Source organism: Streptomyces sp. NBC_00203 (assembly GCF_045206325.1).
GTDB lineage: Bacteria > Actinomycetota > Actinomycetes > Streptomycetales > Streptomycetaceae > Streptomyces > Streptomyces lutosisoli.
The window spans coordinates 1125451-1140792 of record NZ_CP108126.1; the positions used below are offsets into that span (position 1 = coordinate 1125451).

At 68.6% G+C, this 15342-nt stretch carries 13 protein-coding genes and 1 pseudogene; 9 read left to right on the forward strand and 5 right to left on the reverse strand.

The window, feature by feature from the left end:
- Nucleotides 1-47: 47 nt before the first annotated feature.
- Entirely contained in the window at nucleotides 48-1130 is a 1083-nt protein-coding gene (locus OG975_RS05390; protein WP_406327814.1) for a sugar ABC transporter substrate-binding protein, read from the reverse strand.
- Nucleotides 1127-3661, reverse strand: coding sequence for a SpoIIE family protein phosphatase (locus OG975_RS05395; protein ID WP_406327815.1), 2535 nt, complete (start codon nucleotides 3659-3661; stop codon nucleotides 1127-1129). Before OG975_RS05395 ends, OG975_RS05390 begins: the two co-directional genes overlap by 4 nt.
- Before the next feature lie 702 nt (nucleotides 3662-4363).
- On the opposite strand from OG975_RS05395, the gene OG975_RS05400 reads away from it, so the two are divergent.
- The 3 genes from OG975_RS05400 to OG975_RS05410 are packed head-to-tail and all read left to right on the forward strand — an operon-like array spanning nucleotide 4364 to nucleotide 7550.
- Nucleotides 4364-5452: a substrate-binding domain-containing protein gene (locus tag OG975_RS05400; RefSeq protein WP_406327816.1), complete on the forward strand. Its 1089-nt coding sequence runs from the start codon at nucleotides 4364-4366 to the stop codon at nucleotides 5450-5452.
- Between the two features lie 38 nt (nucleotides 5453-5490).
- The gene (locus tag OG975_RS05405) at nucleotides 5491-6273 is read left to right on the forward strand and encodes an ATP-binding cassette domain-containing protein (protein WP_406327818.1); all 783 of its coding nucleotides are present in this window, start codon (nucleotides 5491-5493) and stop codon (nucleotides 6271-6273) included.
- 5 nt (nucleotides 6274-6278) lie between these two features.
- Complete coding sequence (locus OG975_RS05410; protein WP_406336156.1) at nucleotides 6279-7550, forward strand: sugar ABC transporter permease; 1272 nt, start codon at nucleotides 6279-6281, stop codon at nucleotides 7548-7550.
- A gap of 82 nt (nucleotides 7551-7632) precedes the next feature.
- On the opposite strand, the pseudogene OG975_RS05415 reads toward OG975_RS05410, so the two are convergent.
- A pseudogene (locus tag OG975_RS05415) lies at nucleotides 7633-8274 on the reverse strand (GntR family transcriptional regulator); the annotation flags it as partial.
- A 216-nt stretch (nucleotides 8275-8490) separates the two neighbouring features.
- The gene (locus OG975_RS05420; RefSeq protein ID WP_406327820.1) at nucleotides 8491-8985 is read right to left on the reverse strand and encodes a MarR family winged helix-turn-helix transcriptional regulator; all 495 of its coding nucleotides are present in this window, start codon (nucleotides 8983-8985) and stop codon (nucleotides 8491-8493) included.
- Between the two features lie 131 nt (nucleotides 8986-9116).
- On the opposite strand from OG975_RS05420, the gene OG975_RS05425 reads away from it, so the two are divergent.
- From OG975_RS05425 to OG975_RS05435, 3 genes are all read left to right on the forward strand, one after another.
- Entirely contained in the window at nucleotides 9117-10481 is a 1365-nt protein-coding gene (locus OG975_RS05425) for a pyridoxal phosphate-dependent decarboxylase family protein (protein ID WP_406327821.1), read from the forward strand.
- Nucleotides 10482-10962: 481 nt separating this feature from the next.
- Nucleotides 10963-11214 carry a hypothetical protein gene (locus OG975_RS05430; RefSeq protein ID WP_406327823.1) on the forward strand — a complete coding sequence of 84 codons (252 nt, stop codon included), beginning with the start codon at nucleotides 10963-10965 and terminating at the stop codon, nucleotides 11212-11214.
- Nucleotides 11215-11412: 198 nt separating this feature from the next.
- On the forward strand, nucleotides 11413-11601 hold the full coding sequence (locus OG975_RS05435) for a hypothetical protein (protein ID WP_406336784.1): 189 nt from the start codon (nucleotides 11413-11415) through the stop codon (nucleotides 11599-11601).
- 212 nt (nucleotides 11602-11813) lie between these two features.
- Here OG975_RS05435 and OG975_RS05440 read toward each other — a convergent pair whose 3' ends face one another.
- Nucleotides 11814-12611 (reverse strand): maleylpyruvate isomerase family mycothiol-dependent enzyme, encoded by a 798-nt coding sequence (locus tag OG975_RS05440; protein WP_406327824.1) that lies wholly within the window; start codon nucleotides 12609-12611, stop codon nucleotides 11814-11816.
- A gap of 226 nt (nucleotides 12612-12837) precedes the next feature.
- Here OG975_RS05440 and OG975_RS05445 point away from each other — a divergent pair, with 226 nt between their 5' ends.
- The 3 genes from OG975_RS05445 (at nucleotide 12838) to OG975_RS05455 (ending at nucleotide 15338) form a co-directional block, all read left to right on the forward strand.
- Entirely contained in the window at nucleotides 12838-13059 is a 222-nt protein-coding gene (locus OG975_RS05445; protein ID WP_406327826.1) for a hypothetical protein, read from the forward strand.
- A gap of 258 nt (nucleotides 13060-13317) precedes the next feature.
- A complete protein-coding gene (locus tag OG975_RS05450) occupies nucleotides 13318-13725 on the forward strand; it encodes a DUF485 domain-containing protein (protein ID WP_406327828.1) in 408 nt (135 codons plus the stop codon).
- Nucleotides 13722-15338 carry a cation acetate symporter gene (locus tag OG975_RS05455; RefSeq protein WP_406327829.1) on the forward strand — a complete coding sequence of 539 codons (1617 nt, stop codon included), beginning with the start codon at nucleotides 13722-13724 and terminating at the stop codon, nucleotides 15336-15338. Before OG975_RS05450 ends, OG975_RS05455 begins: the two co-directional genes overlap by 4 nt.
- Nucleotides 15339-15342: the final 4 nt, after the last annotated feature.

Below are 15342 nucleotides of genomic sequence, written 5' to 3' on the forward strand. Positions count from 1 at the left end.
CGCTCACATGCTAACTCCTCGCCACTTTGATCATGTAAGCGGATCGTCTACCGCCCAAGTCCGGCCTTGTCGCAGGCGGGCCGGAGCTGCCCGGTGCAGATCTGGTCGATGGTGTAGACGCCGTCCTTGACGAGTGTCTGCTTGATGTTGCCGACCGTCACCGCTCTCGGAGTGAGCAGGACGGACGGGATGTGCCGGGTGGTGGGGCTGTCGGTCGTCGTCGTGGCGATGTCACGGAGACCCTCGCCGCGCCCCAGGGCGACGGCCATGGAGGCGACCGCGGCGGCTTCCGTCCTGAACGGTTTGTAGACCGTCATGTACTGCTCGCCCTTGATGATGCGCCGCACGGCGTCGAGGTCGGCGTCCTGGCCGGTGACGGGAGGGAGCTTGCCGACACGGGCGCTCTTGAGAGCGGAGATGACGCCTGCGGCTATCCCGTCATTGGCCGCCAGGACACCGCCGATCCGGTCCGGGCCGAGGGCCGCGACGGCGGCGGCCATGCTGGCGTGGGCGTTCTGCGTGCTCCAGCCCACGATGTCGTACGACCGGGCGATGTTCACCTTGCCTGTGATGACGGACAGCGCGCCCCTCCTGAACCACGCGGCGTTGGCACTGGTCGGATCGCCGTTCATCATGACGATGTTCCCGCCGCTCGCCTTGTCGCCCATGCCCTTCAGAAGCGCCTCGCCCTGGAGCCTGCCGACCTGCGCGCCGTCGAAACTGACATAACCCGCGATCGGGCCTTCGGCGAGCCGGTCGTAGGCGACGACCGGGACACCCGCGTTGTGTGCCTCCTGGACCGAGGAGCGGAGCGCCCGGGTGTCGGCGGCGTCGAGGATCAGAACCCTGACCCCCTTGGTGATCATGGACATCATCTGTTGCCGCTGCATCGTCGCGTCGTCCTCGGCGTTGGCGTACTCCAGGGCGCAGTGGGGGCACAGCTCCTTCAGCCGCTTCTCGATCAGCGGCTTGTCGGAACGCTCGAAGCGGGGAACCGCTCGGCTCGGGAGCAGCAGGCCGACGGTGAAGCTGTCCGCGGCCGCCCGGTTCTCCCTTTCGCAGGAGGTCAGGGACATCGTCAGGAGCCCCGCGACGAGCGCCGCGACGACATGGCACGTACGGGGCCTCATCGCAGACCCCCCTGCTCCGTTCGGGGCCCCGAGTCCGCAAGAGCCGGCTCGCGCCGCGGCACGACGATCTCGCTCCACACCTGTTTGCCGCCGGCCACCGGCACCGAGCCGAAGGACTCCGACATGGCTTCGACCAGAAGCAGACCGCGGCCGCCGGTCGACTCCCAGTCCACGATCACCGGCTTGGCGGGCGCACGCGGCGAGGAGTCGCTCACGCTGACTCGCACCCGGTCCCCGCGGAGCATCAGGTCGAGGCGGACCGGGCCCTGGGTGTGCACCAGGGCGTTGGTGACAAGTTCGGACACGACCAGCAGCACCGCATCGCCCACTTCTTCGACGTTCCACCGCCGCAGAGTGCGCGCGGTGAAACGGCGGGCGTGCATGACGGCGTCGGGCAGCCGCCACACCACCCAGCCGACCCGTATCGGCCGGGTCTTCATGCCGTCGTAGCGCATCAGCAACAGCGCCACGTCGTCCTCGCGACGGCCGATGTCGCCGAGCAGCCCGTCGGCCATCTGCTCCGGATCCGCCGGATCGCCCGCGGCGAGCGCGGTGCGCGTCCGGTGCATGCCCTCGTCCAGAGGCAGGTCGTGGGCCTCGACCAGGCCGTCGGTCACCAGGGCGAGCACCGATCCGGGGGCCAGTGCGACCGCGGTCATGGGGAACTCCGCGTCCAGGGAAACGCCCAGCGGGAGCCCACCCTCGACCTGCACCTCCTCGGTGCTGCCGTCGGGGTGGCGTATCAACGGTGACAGGTGCCCGGCCCGGACGAACAGGATGTTGCCCTCATCCATGTCCAGTTCGGCATAGCAGCAGGTGGCGAACAGATCGGTCTCCATACCGACGAGGAGGCGGTTGGCGTGCGAGACGACCACGTCGGGCGGGTGCCCCTCCACCGCGTACGCCCTGACCGCGGTACGCATCTGCCCCATGATCGTCGCGGCTCCGGCACTGTGTCCTTGCACGTCACCGATGACCAGCCCCACCCGATCCTCGGAGAGGGCTATGACGTCGTACCAGTCACCGCCCACCTGCAACCCCCGCCTGGCGGGCAGATAGCGGGCGACGGCGGTTCCCCCGGGCAGCTCGGGGAGGCGCCGGGGCAGCAGACTGCGCTGCAGCATCGTCGCGAGCTCCTCCTCGGCGTCGTGCGCGTGCGCCCGCTTGAGGGCCTGCCCGACCAGCGCCGCGGTGGCGGTCAGCAGGGACCGCTCCTCGGGGACGAACTCGTGCGGCTGATCCCATCCGACCAGGCATACGCCGGCGATCCGGCCCTTGGCGGGGAGCGGCAGGACGGCCAGACCTCCGGTGCCGATGCCCGCGAGTCCGGGTTCGAAGGCTGAGCCGGCGGGCCACAGGTCCATGCGTCCGTCCTGCAGCGCCATCTGAAGGGTGGGCAGGGCCCTGACCGGCGCGTTGGGCCACTCCGAACGCCACTCCGAACGCCATGTCTCCGGCCAGGCGGCGGGCTGCGGCGGGTCGAGCACGGTGACCATGAGCCGGTCGTCCTGCAACTCGGCGAGCGCCACCCGGTCGGCGCCCAGCGGCTCACGCAGCGCGGTGACCACAACTCGGCCGACGTCAGGGACTGTTGCGGCATCGTCGAGTACGGCGGTCAGCCACTGGATCCTGGAAACGTCGTCGGCGCCCCGGCGCAGGACCGAGGTCGCCGTCACCATGCCCAGCACCTGCTCGGGCCGGTCGTCGGTGCTCACCACCACCCGGCAACTCAGGCTCAGCCAGCGCATTTCGCCGGTGGGGCGGCGGACTCGGAACTCCAGCTCCCGCCGGCCGAACGCCTGAGTGGACGGATCCAGGATCGACATCAGCGCGGGCATGTCCTCCGGGAGGGCGTGCGCGAGCAGGGTGTCCGCCTTGCCGTCGAAGTGATCCGGCGTGATGCCGACCAGCTTGAGCAGCGTCTCGTCCGCCTCGATCAGGCCGGTGTCCGGCACCAGGGCGAAGGAGCCGACGCGCAGACTCCGCAGGGCGGGACTCAGCAGCGACGACGGCGTGGGCCGGCTGGCCCCGGCCTGGAGCATGTCGGCGACCGCGTTGGCGTACCGCTCGAGGAAGCGCCGTTGCTCGGCCTCGAAGCCGTCCGCCGAAGCGCCCACGACGACGAGGCAGCCCAGCCGCCTGCCCTCCGTCCCGAGTGGCAGCGCACCGAGCGACGCCTCCGGTCGCGGTGGCGTGGGCCCGCCCTCCGAGTAGGAGGCAAGCGCCGCGGGGTTCAGCCACAGTGGCCGGTGGATGCGGAAGGCGTGCGCCGCGGGTGAGCGACCGGACAGGGGCAGACACACCGGCAGCCCGCACTCGGAAGTGGCACATCCGGCCGCTTCCACCAACCGAAGCGCTTCCTCCCCGGCACCGGGCACATAGACCGCCGCCAGCGCCGCTCCGGCGAACGTCAGGGCCCGATCACTCGCGGCGGTGTCTGGCACCGGAGGCGATGAGCCGGTGTCGGCGGCGTGGGCCTCGGATACCCGCGGCTCCGAGACCCCGGCCGGGGCACGGCCGTCATGAGGCATGTCCGCAACCTTCCTCCCGTCCATGCCGCAGGTGCCAACAGGTTGAGATCGGGGCATCCACTTACCAGAGTCGCATATATGCAGTAACTGGACAGATCTACTTTATTGCTGATGAAACACCCGTATGCGGGATTGCATGCACATGCAATCATCCGCGGGAGGGCGGCCCGCCACGGGAGCCGAACCCCGGCGGCCGGAGCCGCTGCGTTCGCAGATCACCGCGGCCGGTGCCACACTGACGACGTGGTCGTCTTGCCACGTCCACGCGATACGTTCCAGGCGGACAACGGGCGTCGGCATCGTGGCCGGCTGTCGGCTGCTGGACCTCTTGCCGACAGCATGCGTGGCATGGTGAGGAGGCCGGGTGTCGCCATGCTCTACGAGGGAGCCGCCGATGCCGGGCTGGTCGGGCCGAGTCCCCACCTCGCCGGGACGGGCGAGGCCGTACCGCGACCGGCGGGGCCACAGCTGCCCTTGAGGGCGCGGACTTGCGTTCGCCCGGATCTCCATGCCGACATCGCCGCCCGGCTCAACCTCGACACGGCCCGTGCCATCGCGCCGCGTCACACGTGTCCCCTACGGCCCGTCCGGCCGCACACGCCCCTCGACGCCCACCCTGCACGCGAGCCGTTTCCCCACGCGCGGCACCGCGCACCGCGCCGGCCAGGCGCGACGGGAGAGGCTGGTAGGGAGGTCTCTCACATGAAGGCCTGTATCCGGGACGCGGCCATCGCCATGACCGCGGTCTCGACGGCCATTGCCCTCGCGGCCTGCGGGTCGGGCGCCGGGAACGTCTCCCCCGGGGGAGACGCGCCGCAGATCGGGGTGCTGCTGCCGGACTCCACCACAGCTCGTTGGGAGACACAGGACAGGCCCTTGCTCGAGAAGAAGATCAAGGAACTGTGCGCCGACTGCACCGTCGAGCACGTCAACGCCAGGAACGATGTCGCCACCCAGCAGGCACAGATGGACTCGATGATCACCAAAGGGGTCGATGCCATCGTGCTCGTGGCCGTGGACGCCAAATCGCTCGGCCCTGAGGTCAAGAAGGCGCACGAAGCGAATATCCCGGTCATCGCCTACGACCGCCTCGCCGAGGGCCCGATCTCGGGTTATGTCTCCTTCGACGGCGAGGAAGTCGGCAGGCTCCAGGGCAGAGCACTGCTGAAGGCCATGGGCGACGAGGTGCCCGGCGCCCAGATCGTCATGATGAACGGCGATCCCAGCGACCCCAACGCGGTGTCGTTCAAGAAGGGCGCACTGTCCGTACTCAACGGGAAGGTGAAGATCGGCAAGGCGTACGACACACTCCAGTGGAGGACGGAGGCTGCGCACGTGAACATGTCCGGCGCCATCGCCGCCCTCGGCCCCGACAACATCGACGGGGTCTACGCCGCCAACGACGGCCTTGCCGCCGGCAGCATCTCCGCCCTCAAATCGAACAAGGTCGACCCGCTGCCCCCGGTCACCGGCCAGGACGCCGAACTCGGAGCCGTGCGGCGCATTGTCGGCGGCTCTCAGTACATGACCGTCTACAAACCCTTCGGACCCGAGGCTTCCGCCGGCGGCGCCATGGCCGTGGCCGCGGCCCGCGGTGAAAGCCTCGACCGGGTCGCCACGAGCAACGTGAGGACCCCCAGTGTGAAGGCGGTTCCGGCCGTCCTGCTCACCCCGGTGTCCGTGACCGTCGGCAATATCAAGGACACCTTGGTGCGGGACGGCGCGTACACGATCCAGCAGATCTGCACCCCCCAGCTCAGGGCCGCCTGCGACAAGGCCGGGCTGACCTGACAGTGAGGTTGCGACCAGGTCGGTGCCCCGGGAAGGAGATGGTTTCCGTGCCGGCTCCCCCCTTGCTGGCGCTGCATGGCGTGTGCAAGCGCTACGGCGTCGTCGAGGTCCTCGCGGACATCGAGCTGGAGGTTCACGCCGGGCAAGTTGTCGCTCTTCTGGGCGACAACGGTGCCGGCAAATCCACCCTGGTCAAAGTGATCTCCGGCGTCGCCCCCGCGGACAAGGGCGTCATCGAGTGGGAGGGCCGGACGGTCCATATCAGGCGCCCCCACGACGCCCGGGATCTCGGCATCGCCACCGTCTTCCAGGACCTCGCGCTGTGCGGGAACCTCGATGTGGTCGGCAATCTGTTTCTCGGACGGGAGATCCGCAGCTTCGGGTTCCTCGACGAGATGGAGATGGAGCGCCGCACCAGACACCTGTTGGAACGCCTGACCAGGGGTGTCCCCGATCTGCGCGGCCCCGTCGTCTCGCTGTCCAGCGGCCAGCGGCAGACCGTCGCCATCGCTCGCTCGCTCCTCGGCGACCCGCGGATCCTCCTCCTGGACGAACCGACCGCAGCGCTGGGAATCGAGCAGACCACCGAGGTCCTGGACATCGTCGACCAGCTGCGTGACCGCGGTATGGGAGTACTGCTCATCAGCCACAACATGGGCGACGTGAAAGCCCTCGCGGACCGGGCCGCCGTGCTACGGCTCGGTCGTAACAACGGCTTCTTCGACGTGAACACCACGTCTCACGAACAGATCATCTCCTCCATCACCGGCGCGTCGGAGAATGCGCCCCGCCGGGTGGCCCACCAGGAGGCGGGGTGGTGAAAGAGATGCGCAACAGGGCGGACAGCACGCGGGCCGAACCCGCCGCACCCACCGCCGAGGCCCGTCAGCCGCACCGCGCGCGGGCCGTCGCCCATGCCGTGGAGGGCTGGGTAGCCGTCTTCCGGCGCAAGCTGCGCGCCGGTGAAGTGGGCTCGCTCCCCGTCGTCCTCGTCCTCGCCGCGGTCTGGATCACCTTCGAGGCCCTCAACGAAAACTTCCTCTCACCCCGGAACCTGTCCAATCTCAGCGTGGACATCGTGGGCACGGGTCTGATCGCGGTCGGCATCGTCTTCGTGCTGCTGATCGGTGAGCTCGATCTGTCGGTCGGCTCGATCAGCGGCCTGGCGGCGGTTGTCTTCGCCGTTCTGAACGTGAACAACGGCGTGCCGGAATGGCTTGCCCTGATCCTCGCGGTGCTCGCGGGTACCGCGGCGGGGACCGTCCAGGGCTTCTCCTTCGCCAAGACCCGGGTACCGGCGTTCGTCGTCACACTCGCGGGGCTGCTCACCTGGAACGGCGTCATGCTCTCCATCCTCGGGAACAGCGGCACCGTCAACCTCGACGAGGACGGGCTCGTCGCCAAGCTGACCAGCTATTACTTCACCAACGACGGCGCCGCCTACGGACTCGCGGCGGTCAGCACGGGCATGGTGTTCCTCGTGTCCTACCTGGGCAGGCGGCGCCGCACGGTCGCCGGCATGCCGCACCGCTCGCTCGGGGGAATCGCGGTGCGCACGGGAGCGGTCGCGGTGATCGCGTTCGCCTCCGCGTATGTGCTCAACCAGTTCCAGGGCCTGCCACTCGCCCTCCTGATCTTCCTCGTGGTGGTGGCCGGCCTCGACGTCGTTCTCCGCCGCACGCACTACGGGCGGTACGTCTACGCACTCGGCGGCGGTGTCGAAGCAGCCCGTCGAGCCAGTGTCAGTGTGACGCGGGTGCAGACCGCGGTGCTCGCGGTCTCGGGGACCATGGCCGCGGTCGGCGGCCTGTTCCTGGCCTCGCGCATCACCTCGGTGAGCCAGAGTTCAGGCTCGGGCGTCCTGCTGCTCAATGTCATCGCGGCAGCCGTGATCGGTGGCACCAGTCTGTTCGGAGGACGCGGTACGACCTGGTCCGCCGTGCTCGGCATCCTGGTCATCCAGTCGATCGCCTCAGGCATGGCGATCACGGACACTCCCGCCGCCCTCCAGTTCGTGATCACGGGCGGGGTGCTCTTCGCCGCGGTGGTCATCGACTCGCTGTCACGACGCTCGCAGGAGGCACACGGGCGGGCTTGACGTGAGTGTTCGATCAGATCTGGGACCAACGGTTTTGCTGCAGCTTCGCCTTGAAAGTCAGCACCGAACCAGCGTGGTGGTCTCAGGGCTTCCGGTCCTGGCTGAGCTGGCGCTGAAGGCTGGGTGTGAGGTGCTCCGCCATGGCTTCTGCGGCGCGGTCGGGCTTGCGGCGCAGTACCGCGCGTACGACACGTTCATGTTCCGTGAGCGTTGGGTCGTCGGCGCTCCTGACGCTTCTCAATCGAAAGACATGCAGATGGGAGTGGAGCCGTTCCACCGCATCGGCGAGCAGCGGACGCTGCGAGGCCACCGCGATCGCGTCGTGAAACCGCTGGTCGAGAGCAGCGAAGTCGCGGTAATCCGCGTACCGCCCCGTCGGTCCCGGATGAGTCTGCATCTCCTCCACAAGCCGCTCGATGACGTCGAGTTGCTCCTCGGTGGCGTTGACGGCGGCGAGCGCCGCCGCTCTCGGTTCCAGGAGTAGCCGCATTTCGAAGAGCTCCTCGAGGCCCTCGTGGGTCAGCAACTCGGTCGCACGGTGACCGGAGAGTGATCTCTTCACCACAAGTCCGTCGGACTCCAGCCTGGCCGGCGCCTCACGGACGGGCGTGGGCGAGACACCGAGGGCACGCGACAGCGCTTCGATCCCCACGCGTGCGCCAGGAGCGATCTCATGGTCCATGACCATGGCCTTGATCTGCTCGTAGACGCTGTCCGAAAGGACCTGGCGACCAGGACCGGCGGATTGGCTTCTTCCTTCGGACTCCTGGGCCCTGGCAGAGGAACTGTCATGTGCGGCAGGCGGGGTCGATCAAGTCCGTGATCACGCCGTGCGGGGGCTCACACAAATCTCCCGGGTGATTGCAACAAGATCACCACGGCGGGCACGGTGCACCTGTCGGCCAGCACCCCTACTCTTCGATGCGTTCCTCGGTGACCCTCACCCCGCGTCGTCGCGAAGCGCCCTGGTGATCTCGCTCAGTGCACTGGTCATCCGTGCGTAGTCGTCGGCCGCCAGTGGCTTGACGAAGTACTCCTCGACCATCCGGGCGTGGACGGCCGCCGCACGCAGGAACGTCGTGCGTCCCTCGGTGGTCGGTTCCACCAGGGCCACCCTCCGGTCCCCGGGTGACGGGACGCGGCGGACCAGGCGGGCCCCCTCCATACGGTCGATCAGCCGAGTGGTGCCACTGCTGGTCAGGGTGAGGTCGTCGGCCAGCTGCCGCTGGGAGATCTCCTCGCCGGGGTGGCGCCAGAGCCGTATCAGCACCTCAAGCATGGTGTGACTGACCCCGCACTCCCGCCGTAGCGCGCTGTCGATCCGCTGTTCCAGGCGGGTGGCGGACTTGATCAGCAGGCCGAAATCCCGCACGAGCCGGCTGTTGGCGGCGAGGGCGGCTTCGTGATCGTCGCGGTGCTGGGGCGTGGCGTTCATCGCCGCCGAGCTTACTGCTTCCTCGACTACTGCTTCCTCAACTACTGCTTTCTCAATTACTGAGCAAGCAATTGCTGACTAGTCAATGAAATCCTACAGTGGGCGCATACGCACGAGCGAGAGGAAGATCAGTGGATCTGCAGCACTGGCTCGGCCGAGCCACTCACGCGATACAGGACTGGGCCGACACCTTCAGCCCCTACCAGCCGCACCCGTCCCTCCGGGTGGACGACGACCGCTTCGCGGCGGCGTTCGAGGAGTTCACCGGGCGGCTGAACGACAACTACCCGTTCTTCCACCCCCACTTCGCGGGCCAGATGCTCAAGCCCCCACACCCAGCGGCCGTGGTCGGCTACCTCACCGCCATGCTGATCAACCCCAACAACCACGCCCTGGACGGCGGCCCCGCCACCGCGGCGATGGAACGTGAGGCGGTCGCGCAGCTCGCCGCGATGTTCGGCTACGACACCCACCTCGGCCACCTCACCACCAGCGGCACCATCGCCAACCTCGAAGCCCTCTTCGTCGCCCGCGAACTCCACCCCGGCCGGGGCGTCGCCCACAGCGCCGACGCCCACTACACCCACGGCCGCATGTGCCACGTCCTGGACATGACGAGCCACCCCATCCGCACCGACAGCCAGGGCCGCATGGACCTCGACGCGCTGGAGGACCTCCTGTGCACCGGGGACGTGGGCACCGTCGTCCTCACCACCGGCACCACCGGACTGGGCGCCGTCGACCCCGTCCACGAGGTCCTGCCCCTCGCCGAACGCTACGGTGTCCGCATCCACGTCGACGCCGCGTACGGTGGCTTCTTCACCCTCCTCGCCGGCGGCGACGGCCCCGAGTCGCTGCCACCCGAGCCCTGGCGGGCCATGGCGCAGGCCGACTCGATCGTCGTCGACCCGCACAAGCACGGACTCCAGCCCTACGGCTGCGGCGCCGTCCTCTTCCGCGACCCCGAGGTGGGCCGCTTCTACCTCCACGACTCGCCCTACACCTACTTCACCTCGACCGAGCTCCACCTCGGCGAGATCAGTCTGGAATGCTCCCGCGCCGGCGCCGCCGCGGCCGCCCTGTGGCTCACCTTCCAGCTCCTGCCGCCCACCCGCGACGGGCTCGGCCAGGTCCTGGCCGCCGGCCGGCGAGCGGCGCTGAAGTGGGCGGAAATGATCGAGGCATCCGACTTCCTGGAGCTCTACCAGCAACCCCAGCTGGACATCGTCACCTACTTCCCCGCCGTCGCCCCGGCGACCCTCACCGGCATCGACGCGGCATCCGCCCGCATCCTCGCGGACGGCATGGCGAACCCTGACCCCATCTTCCTGAGCACCCTCAAGGCCGACCGCGAGGCGTTCACCGCCCGCCACTCCAAGATCACTGCGGACGCCGACGGCGCCCGGATCCTCCGCAGCGTCCTCATGAAGCCGGAGTCCGAACACCACGTCGAGCACCTGCACCACCGGATCGAACAGCTGGCCCAGACCGGCTGACCTCGGCAGATCAAACAAACCCGGACAGTGAACGGAGCACCCTCGCGAAGATCCTCCTCATCGGCGCAACCGGCGTGATCGGACCGCCGCCGACGGCACCAGCTTCATCAGCGCCGAGGACTACGCCGTGGCCCTCGTGGACGAGCGGCTGGTGCTGCTCGGTCTCACCGAGGAGGGCGAGGCGCTGATGCGGCGGTTGTCCCCGGAGTCAATCACGAGGATCGACCGCCGCCTCCGCGGTGCACCCGGCACGCCTGCCTATATCAACAGGTGCGCCTAATCGAGCCCCTCGTCGCGTGTGGGATCGATCTGATGGACGGCCCCCCCCCCCAGGCGGGAGGCGGACAGATCAGGTCCTCGAGCTCCGCGCGGGCCGGAGCCGCGTACACAGGCACGTCCGCACTGCCACTGCCGGGCTGCGCGATGTCACCAAGGTAGTACTTCCAGCTGTAGGGCGAGTTGGCAGCACAAGGCCCCAGACTTGCCACAGACCTTCAGGCTCGTCGCACTCGGCAGCGTCGTCTGCTTCTTCCCCGCCTCGCTCACTCGGCGGTATCCACGGCCCGAGATCGCCTACTGGCCGGTCCGCGACCTGGAACCGGCCACCGTGGCCGTGGCGTGGCCACAGGGCTCCCGCTCAACAGCCGTCGCCGCGTTCGTACGTGCGGCCACCAAAGTCGCGGCGGCTGCCCAACCCCAGCAGCAGAAAACACCACAGACGGCAGCTTCCTGACACCTTCGCGGGCCGCTCGTACGAGGGCGTCGAAGAGGAGGACGCCTCCGTCTCCTCAAAGGGGCAGGTTCAAGTCCAGTGCCCTACGGGCCGCTTCGAGGCCAAAGCGTCCCGAGGCCGCCGCGGGGACCCCGACACCGCCGCCATGGTGGGCGCACGCACTCAAATGTCCCCGTCGAACGCCAGGATGTGGCGCCGATGTCCTCCCCCGCGACCGCTCCGCCAGCCCCCACCAGCCTCCCCCGCATCGTCGCCGCCAGCCTCATCGGCACCACCATCGAGTGGTACGACAACTCATCCGACCAGAGCTACAACCTGCGGTTTTGCCTCATCGACGCCATGGTGGTCAGCGCCGAACCAGCACGGGTAGGAAACCGTGCTGACTGACGAATGGGGAGCCAGTCCGTCCGCCCTCCAAGACGCAAGCATGCGACGCCTCCCGCAGTACTGCACCGCCCCGCGCGGCTCGAGGAAGGATCCGCCGGGGCAGCTATTCCTTGGCCGCCGCCTGCTTCGGACCAACCAGCGGATTCGGATACGGCACCCGCCCGGTGAACGTCGCCTCCCGTACGCCGTCCTTGGGAAACACCCGTCGGGCCTCAGAAAGCAGAGTTGGCGAACCAGTTGGCCAGCAGGTGATCGTCCCCGTCGTGGGTGAGATCCTCTGCTTCGTAGGGCAGGCGGCCGTAAACGAGCAGGAGCAGGTCGGCCGCGGTTCCCCGGACGGTCGCATCAGCGGTGTCCGCGGCTGCGTGGGCCGTATCGAGTCCGAAGCCGTCCGGCCGCAGGCGAACGAGCCAGGCATCGTCTCCGTCGGTCGTGCGGAAGAGGATGGTCTTGTCGGGGCCGCGCAGGTTGGTCACCTTGGGAGCGAAGAAGGCGGCGAAGGGCAGGTTGACGAGGAACTCGTCGATCCCGTCGACAGCGACCGGGCGGTCGATGGCGGGCCGCAGGCCGAGTGCGACCTCGGCGTCGGCCCGGTGCAGCACGGTCTCGAAGAGCATGCGGCGTACCCAGAAGCGGGCGTGCTGGTCGGCGCCCCAGGCCCACATCGGCAGGTTCGGGTCGGTGGCTGCGAACGCGTCCGCGGCCACGGTCGCGCTCTCGGCCAGCCAGTCGGCGTATCCGTCCTCCCGCTCCGGGAGCTTCAGGTCCACGTCCCGCTTGCGCGGGGGTTCCTGGATGCGCGCCCGCAGCAGGGCCGAGAACCAGCGCTGGACGCTTCCTGCGTGCCTGACCAGGTCGGCGAGCGTCCAGCCGGGGCAGCTGGGCACCGCGGTAGCCAGGTCGGCATCCTTGACCGCTGCAACGAAGCGGGCGGTCTCCGCCACGACCGCCGCGCGGTGATCGACCGGTGTGGCGACGGATGCGTGGTCAGTGTGGTCGGACGTGTTCATCGTGCCATGCCTTTCGGAGAAGCTGAGGTTCAGCCGGACGGCTGATGAGGGCAGCTCGAGAAGGGCTCGTGATCATACTCAGGACGGGCGTACGAGGTGCATGCGCCGACTTGATTCCGACGAGGGCAACGGTGACCACCAGGTTTCATGCCACTCCGGCGATCCCGAAGCTCATCGTGAACCGGCTCCCTCGGGCAGTTGGGCATTCCGTCCGTAAGCGGGACAGGTGACGGACAACGCCCCCACGGCCCGGTACGGCTGCCGCCCCGCCCGCATTCAGCCTGGCGACTACGAACTCCCTGCCCGGATCCCTCTCACCCAGGCCGGCCGGATCAAGCCGGAAGCTGTGGTCTCCCACCGCTTCCCCTCTCCGAAGGCCCGGCAGCGTACGAACTGTTCAACAGCCGCGCCGCCGGGCCGCAAGATCCTTCTCGACCACACCCGTTGATCCACCGCCATCGGCCGATCTCCGCCCGGCACATCAACTCCGAAACGTGACCCACAGCAGGCTTACAGACATCCCAACCAGTCGGTATGGTGCGCCGCTGAACCATTCTCCCCGTATTCACCTGCACGGATCCGAGCCGTAGTGGAAGGCCAGGCGATGACATACGCCGACGAGAACCGGTACCCACCATCAGCACCTAAGGGATGGCCACTGCCGCACCCCGAGCCCCATGGGGACCCCCCTCGACACGAGACGTGCGTGCAGAACCCGTGGCCGGAGTCGTACGGGTACGACGCCCCGCGATACGACTCGTACGGGCGACAAGCCCGTTGGGACAACTCCTACGCGCACGAAACTCATCGACACGATGCCGACCTCGCAGCCCTCCGCTCGGCCTACCGCCTGCTCCGCCGAATTTCCACGCTCGCCGCGCTCGGCTCCTTCGTGGTGTATGTCGTGCTGTCGTGCTATGCGCCCGGCCTGATGGGATCCAGGATCACCGGAGAGCTGAGCCTGGGCATGACCCTGGGCGTCCTCCAACTCGTCGTCACCTTCGGGGCGGTCTTCTGGTACGGACGCAGCGCACAACGCTCGGTAGATCCGCTGGCCCGCGCCGTCAGGGAACGGGCGGTCTCCACCGGCCGGAACGCGGGGGTGGCGAGATGAACGACTTCAACTCCGGGACGCAGGCCACCGTCCTGGTTCTGTTCACCACGCTGGTCACCGTCACGCTGCTGATGTGCGTGATGGCGGGACCGGACCGCGACGACCTGACGAACTTCTACACCGGCTACCTCTCGCTCACCCCGCTCAAGAACGGCCTGGCGATCGCGGGCGACTACATCTCGGCGGCCACGGTGCTGAGCACCACGGGCATCATCGCGCTCGCCGGATACGACGGCTATGTCCTCGCAGTCAGCACCGCCCTGTCCCTGGTGCTGCTGATGTTCCTGCTGGCCGAACCCCTGCGCAACGCCGGCAGGTTCACCATGGGCGACGTCCTGGCCCGCAACATGCCTGGGCGGGCCGTGCGTATCGCCGCCTGCGTGGTAACGCTTTCGGCGACCCTGCCCTTCCTGGTCGTCCAGCTCTCCGGGGCCGGGTCGCTGCTCACCTTCATCCTGAACATCCCGCACGTGCCGGGCGCCAGGACGGCGTGCATCGTCATCGTCGGCAGCCTGATGATCATTTATGCGGCGATCGGCGGCATGAGGGGCACCGCGCTCATCCAAATGATCAAGATCGTGCTCCTGCTCGGCACCAGCGCCGTCGTTGCCGCTCTCGTACTCAGCCGATTCGACTGGAGCCCCGGCGACGTCCTCAGGGCCGCCCAGCACGGCAGCGGCGCTGGCCCCGCCTTCCTCCAGCAGGGCCTTCAGTTGGGTACCTCCGCCGTTGACCGGCTGGACTTCGCGGGTCTCCAGATCACCGTGGTCCTCGGTGTCGCCTGCCTGCCCCACATCACGATGCGTCTGTACTCCGCGCAGGACGTGCCGGCCGTGCGTCGCTCCATGTCGTGGGCAGTCGGCACGGTCACCACCTTCTGCCTGCTCGTGATCGTCATGGGCACGGGTGCGGCGGCCCTGGTGGGATCGCGGTACATCACGGCGGCCGACCCGCACGGCCGAACGTCGATGCTCATGCTGTCGCAGGTGCTCGGCGGAGCCCCCGACTCCGCAGGCGCGACGATCCTCTACTCGGCCGTGGCGGGCATGGTGTTCATCACTCTGCTGTCCTCCGTCGCGGGGATGACCCTGGCCGCGGCCTCGTCACTTGCCCATGACCTGTTCGCCCACGCGGCGCGGCGGGGACAGGCCGAGCCGCGCACCGAGATGACGGTGGCGGCGTGGACGAGCGTGGCCGTGGGAATCGTCGCCATCGGGCTCGCCACCCTGCTGCAGAACTGGGACGTCGGCGTGTTGACCACGCTGGCCATCTGCATCGGGGCATCCGCGGTGGCACCCGCGCTCACCTACTCCCTGTTCTGGCGCGGGTTCACGCGCACCGGCCTGCTCGCCACCCTCTACGGCGGCGCGGCCTGCGCGACGCTGCTCATGGTCTTCTCCAAGGCCGTTTCGGGCACGCCCGCCGCCGTCTTCCCGGACGCCGACTTCCACCTGTTCCCCATGCAGTCCACCGGACTGGTCTCCATCCCGTTCGGCTACCTGGCGGGCTGGCTGGGCAGCTGTCTGGACCACCGACGCCGCACCGCCGACAGCCGCGAGCACCGACGCCTGTACGAGGAGAGCGAGGCACGGCTGCTCGCCGCAGCCGAATGACCAC

Coding starts and splice junctions, on each gene's coding strand:
- OG975_RS05395 (WP_406327815.1), bottom strand. CDS start 3,661: ATGCCTCATGACGGCCGTGCCCCGGCCGGGGTCTCGGAGCCGCGGGTA.
- OG975_RS05455 (WP_406327829.1), top strand. CDS start 13,722: ATGAACGACTTCAACTCCGGGACGCAGGCCACCGTCCTGGTTCTGTTC.
- OG975_RS05435 (WP_406336784.1), top strand. CDS start 11,413: ATGTCCTCCCCCGCGACCGCTCCGCCAGCCCCCACCAGCCTCCCCCGC.
- OG975_RS05405 (WP_406327818.1), top strand. CDS start 5,491: ATGGTTTCCGTGCCGGCTCCCCCCTTGCTGGCGCTGCATGGCGTGTGC.
- OG975_RS05420 (WP_406327820.1), bottom strand. CDS start 8,985: ATGAACGCCACGCCCCAGCACCGCGACGATCACGAAGCCGCCCTCGCC.
- OG975_RS05400 (WP_406327816.1), top strand. CDS start 4,364: ATGAAGGCCTGTATCCGGGACGCGGCCATCGCCATGACCGCGGTCTCG.
- OG975_RS05390 (WP_406327814.1), bottom strand. CDS start 1,130: ATGAGGCCCCGTACGTGCCATGTCGTCGCGGCGCTCGTCGCGGGGCTC.
- OG975_RS05440 (WP_406327824.1), bottom strand. CDS start 12,611: ATGAACACGTCCGACCACACTGACCACGCATCCGTCGCCACACCGGTC.
- OG975_RS05410 (WP_406336156.1), top strand. CDS start 6,279: ATGCGCAACAGGGCGGACAGCACGCGGGCCGAACCCGCCGCACCCACC.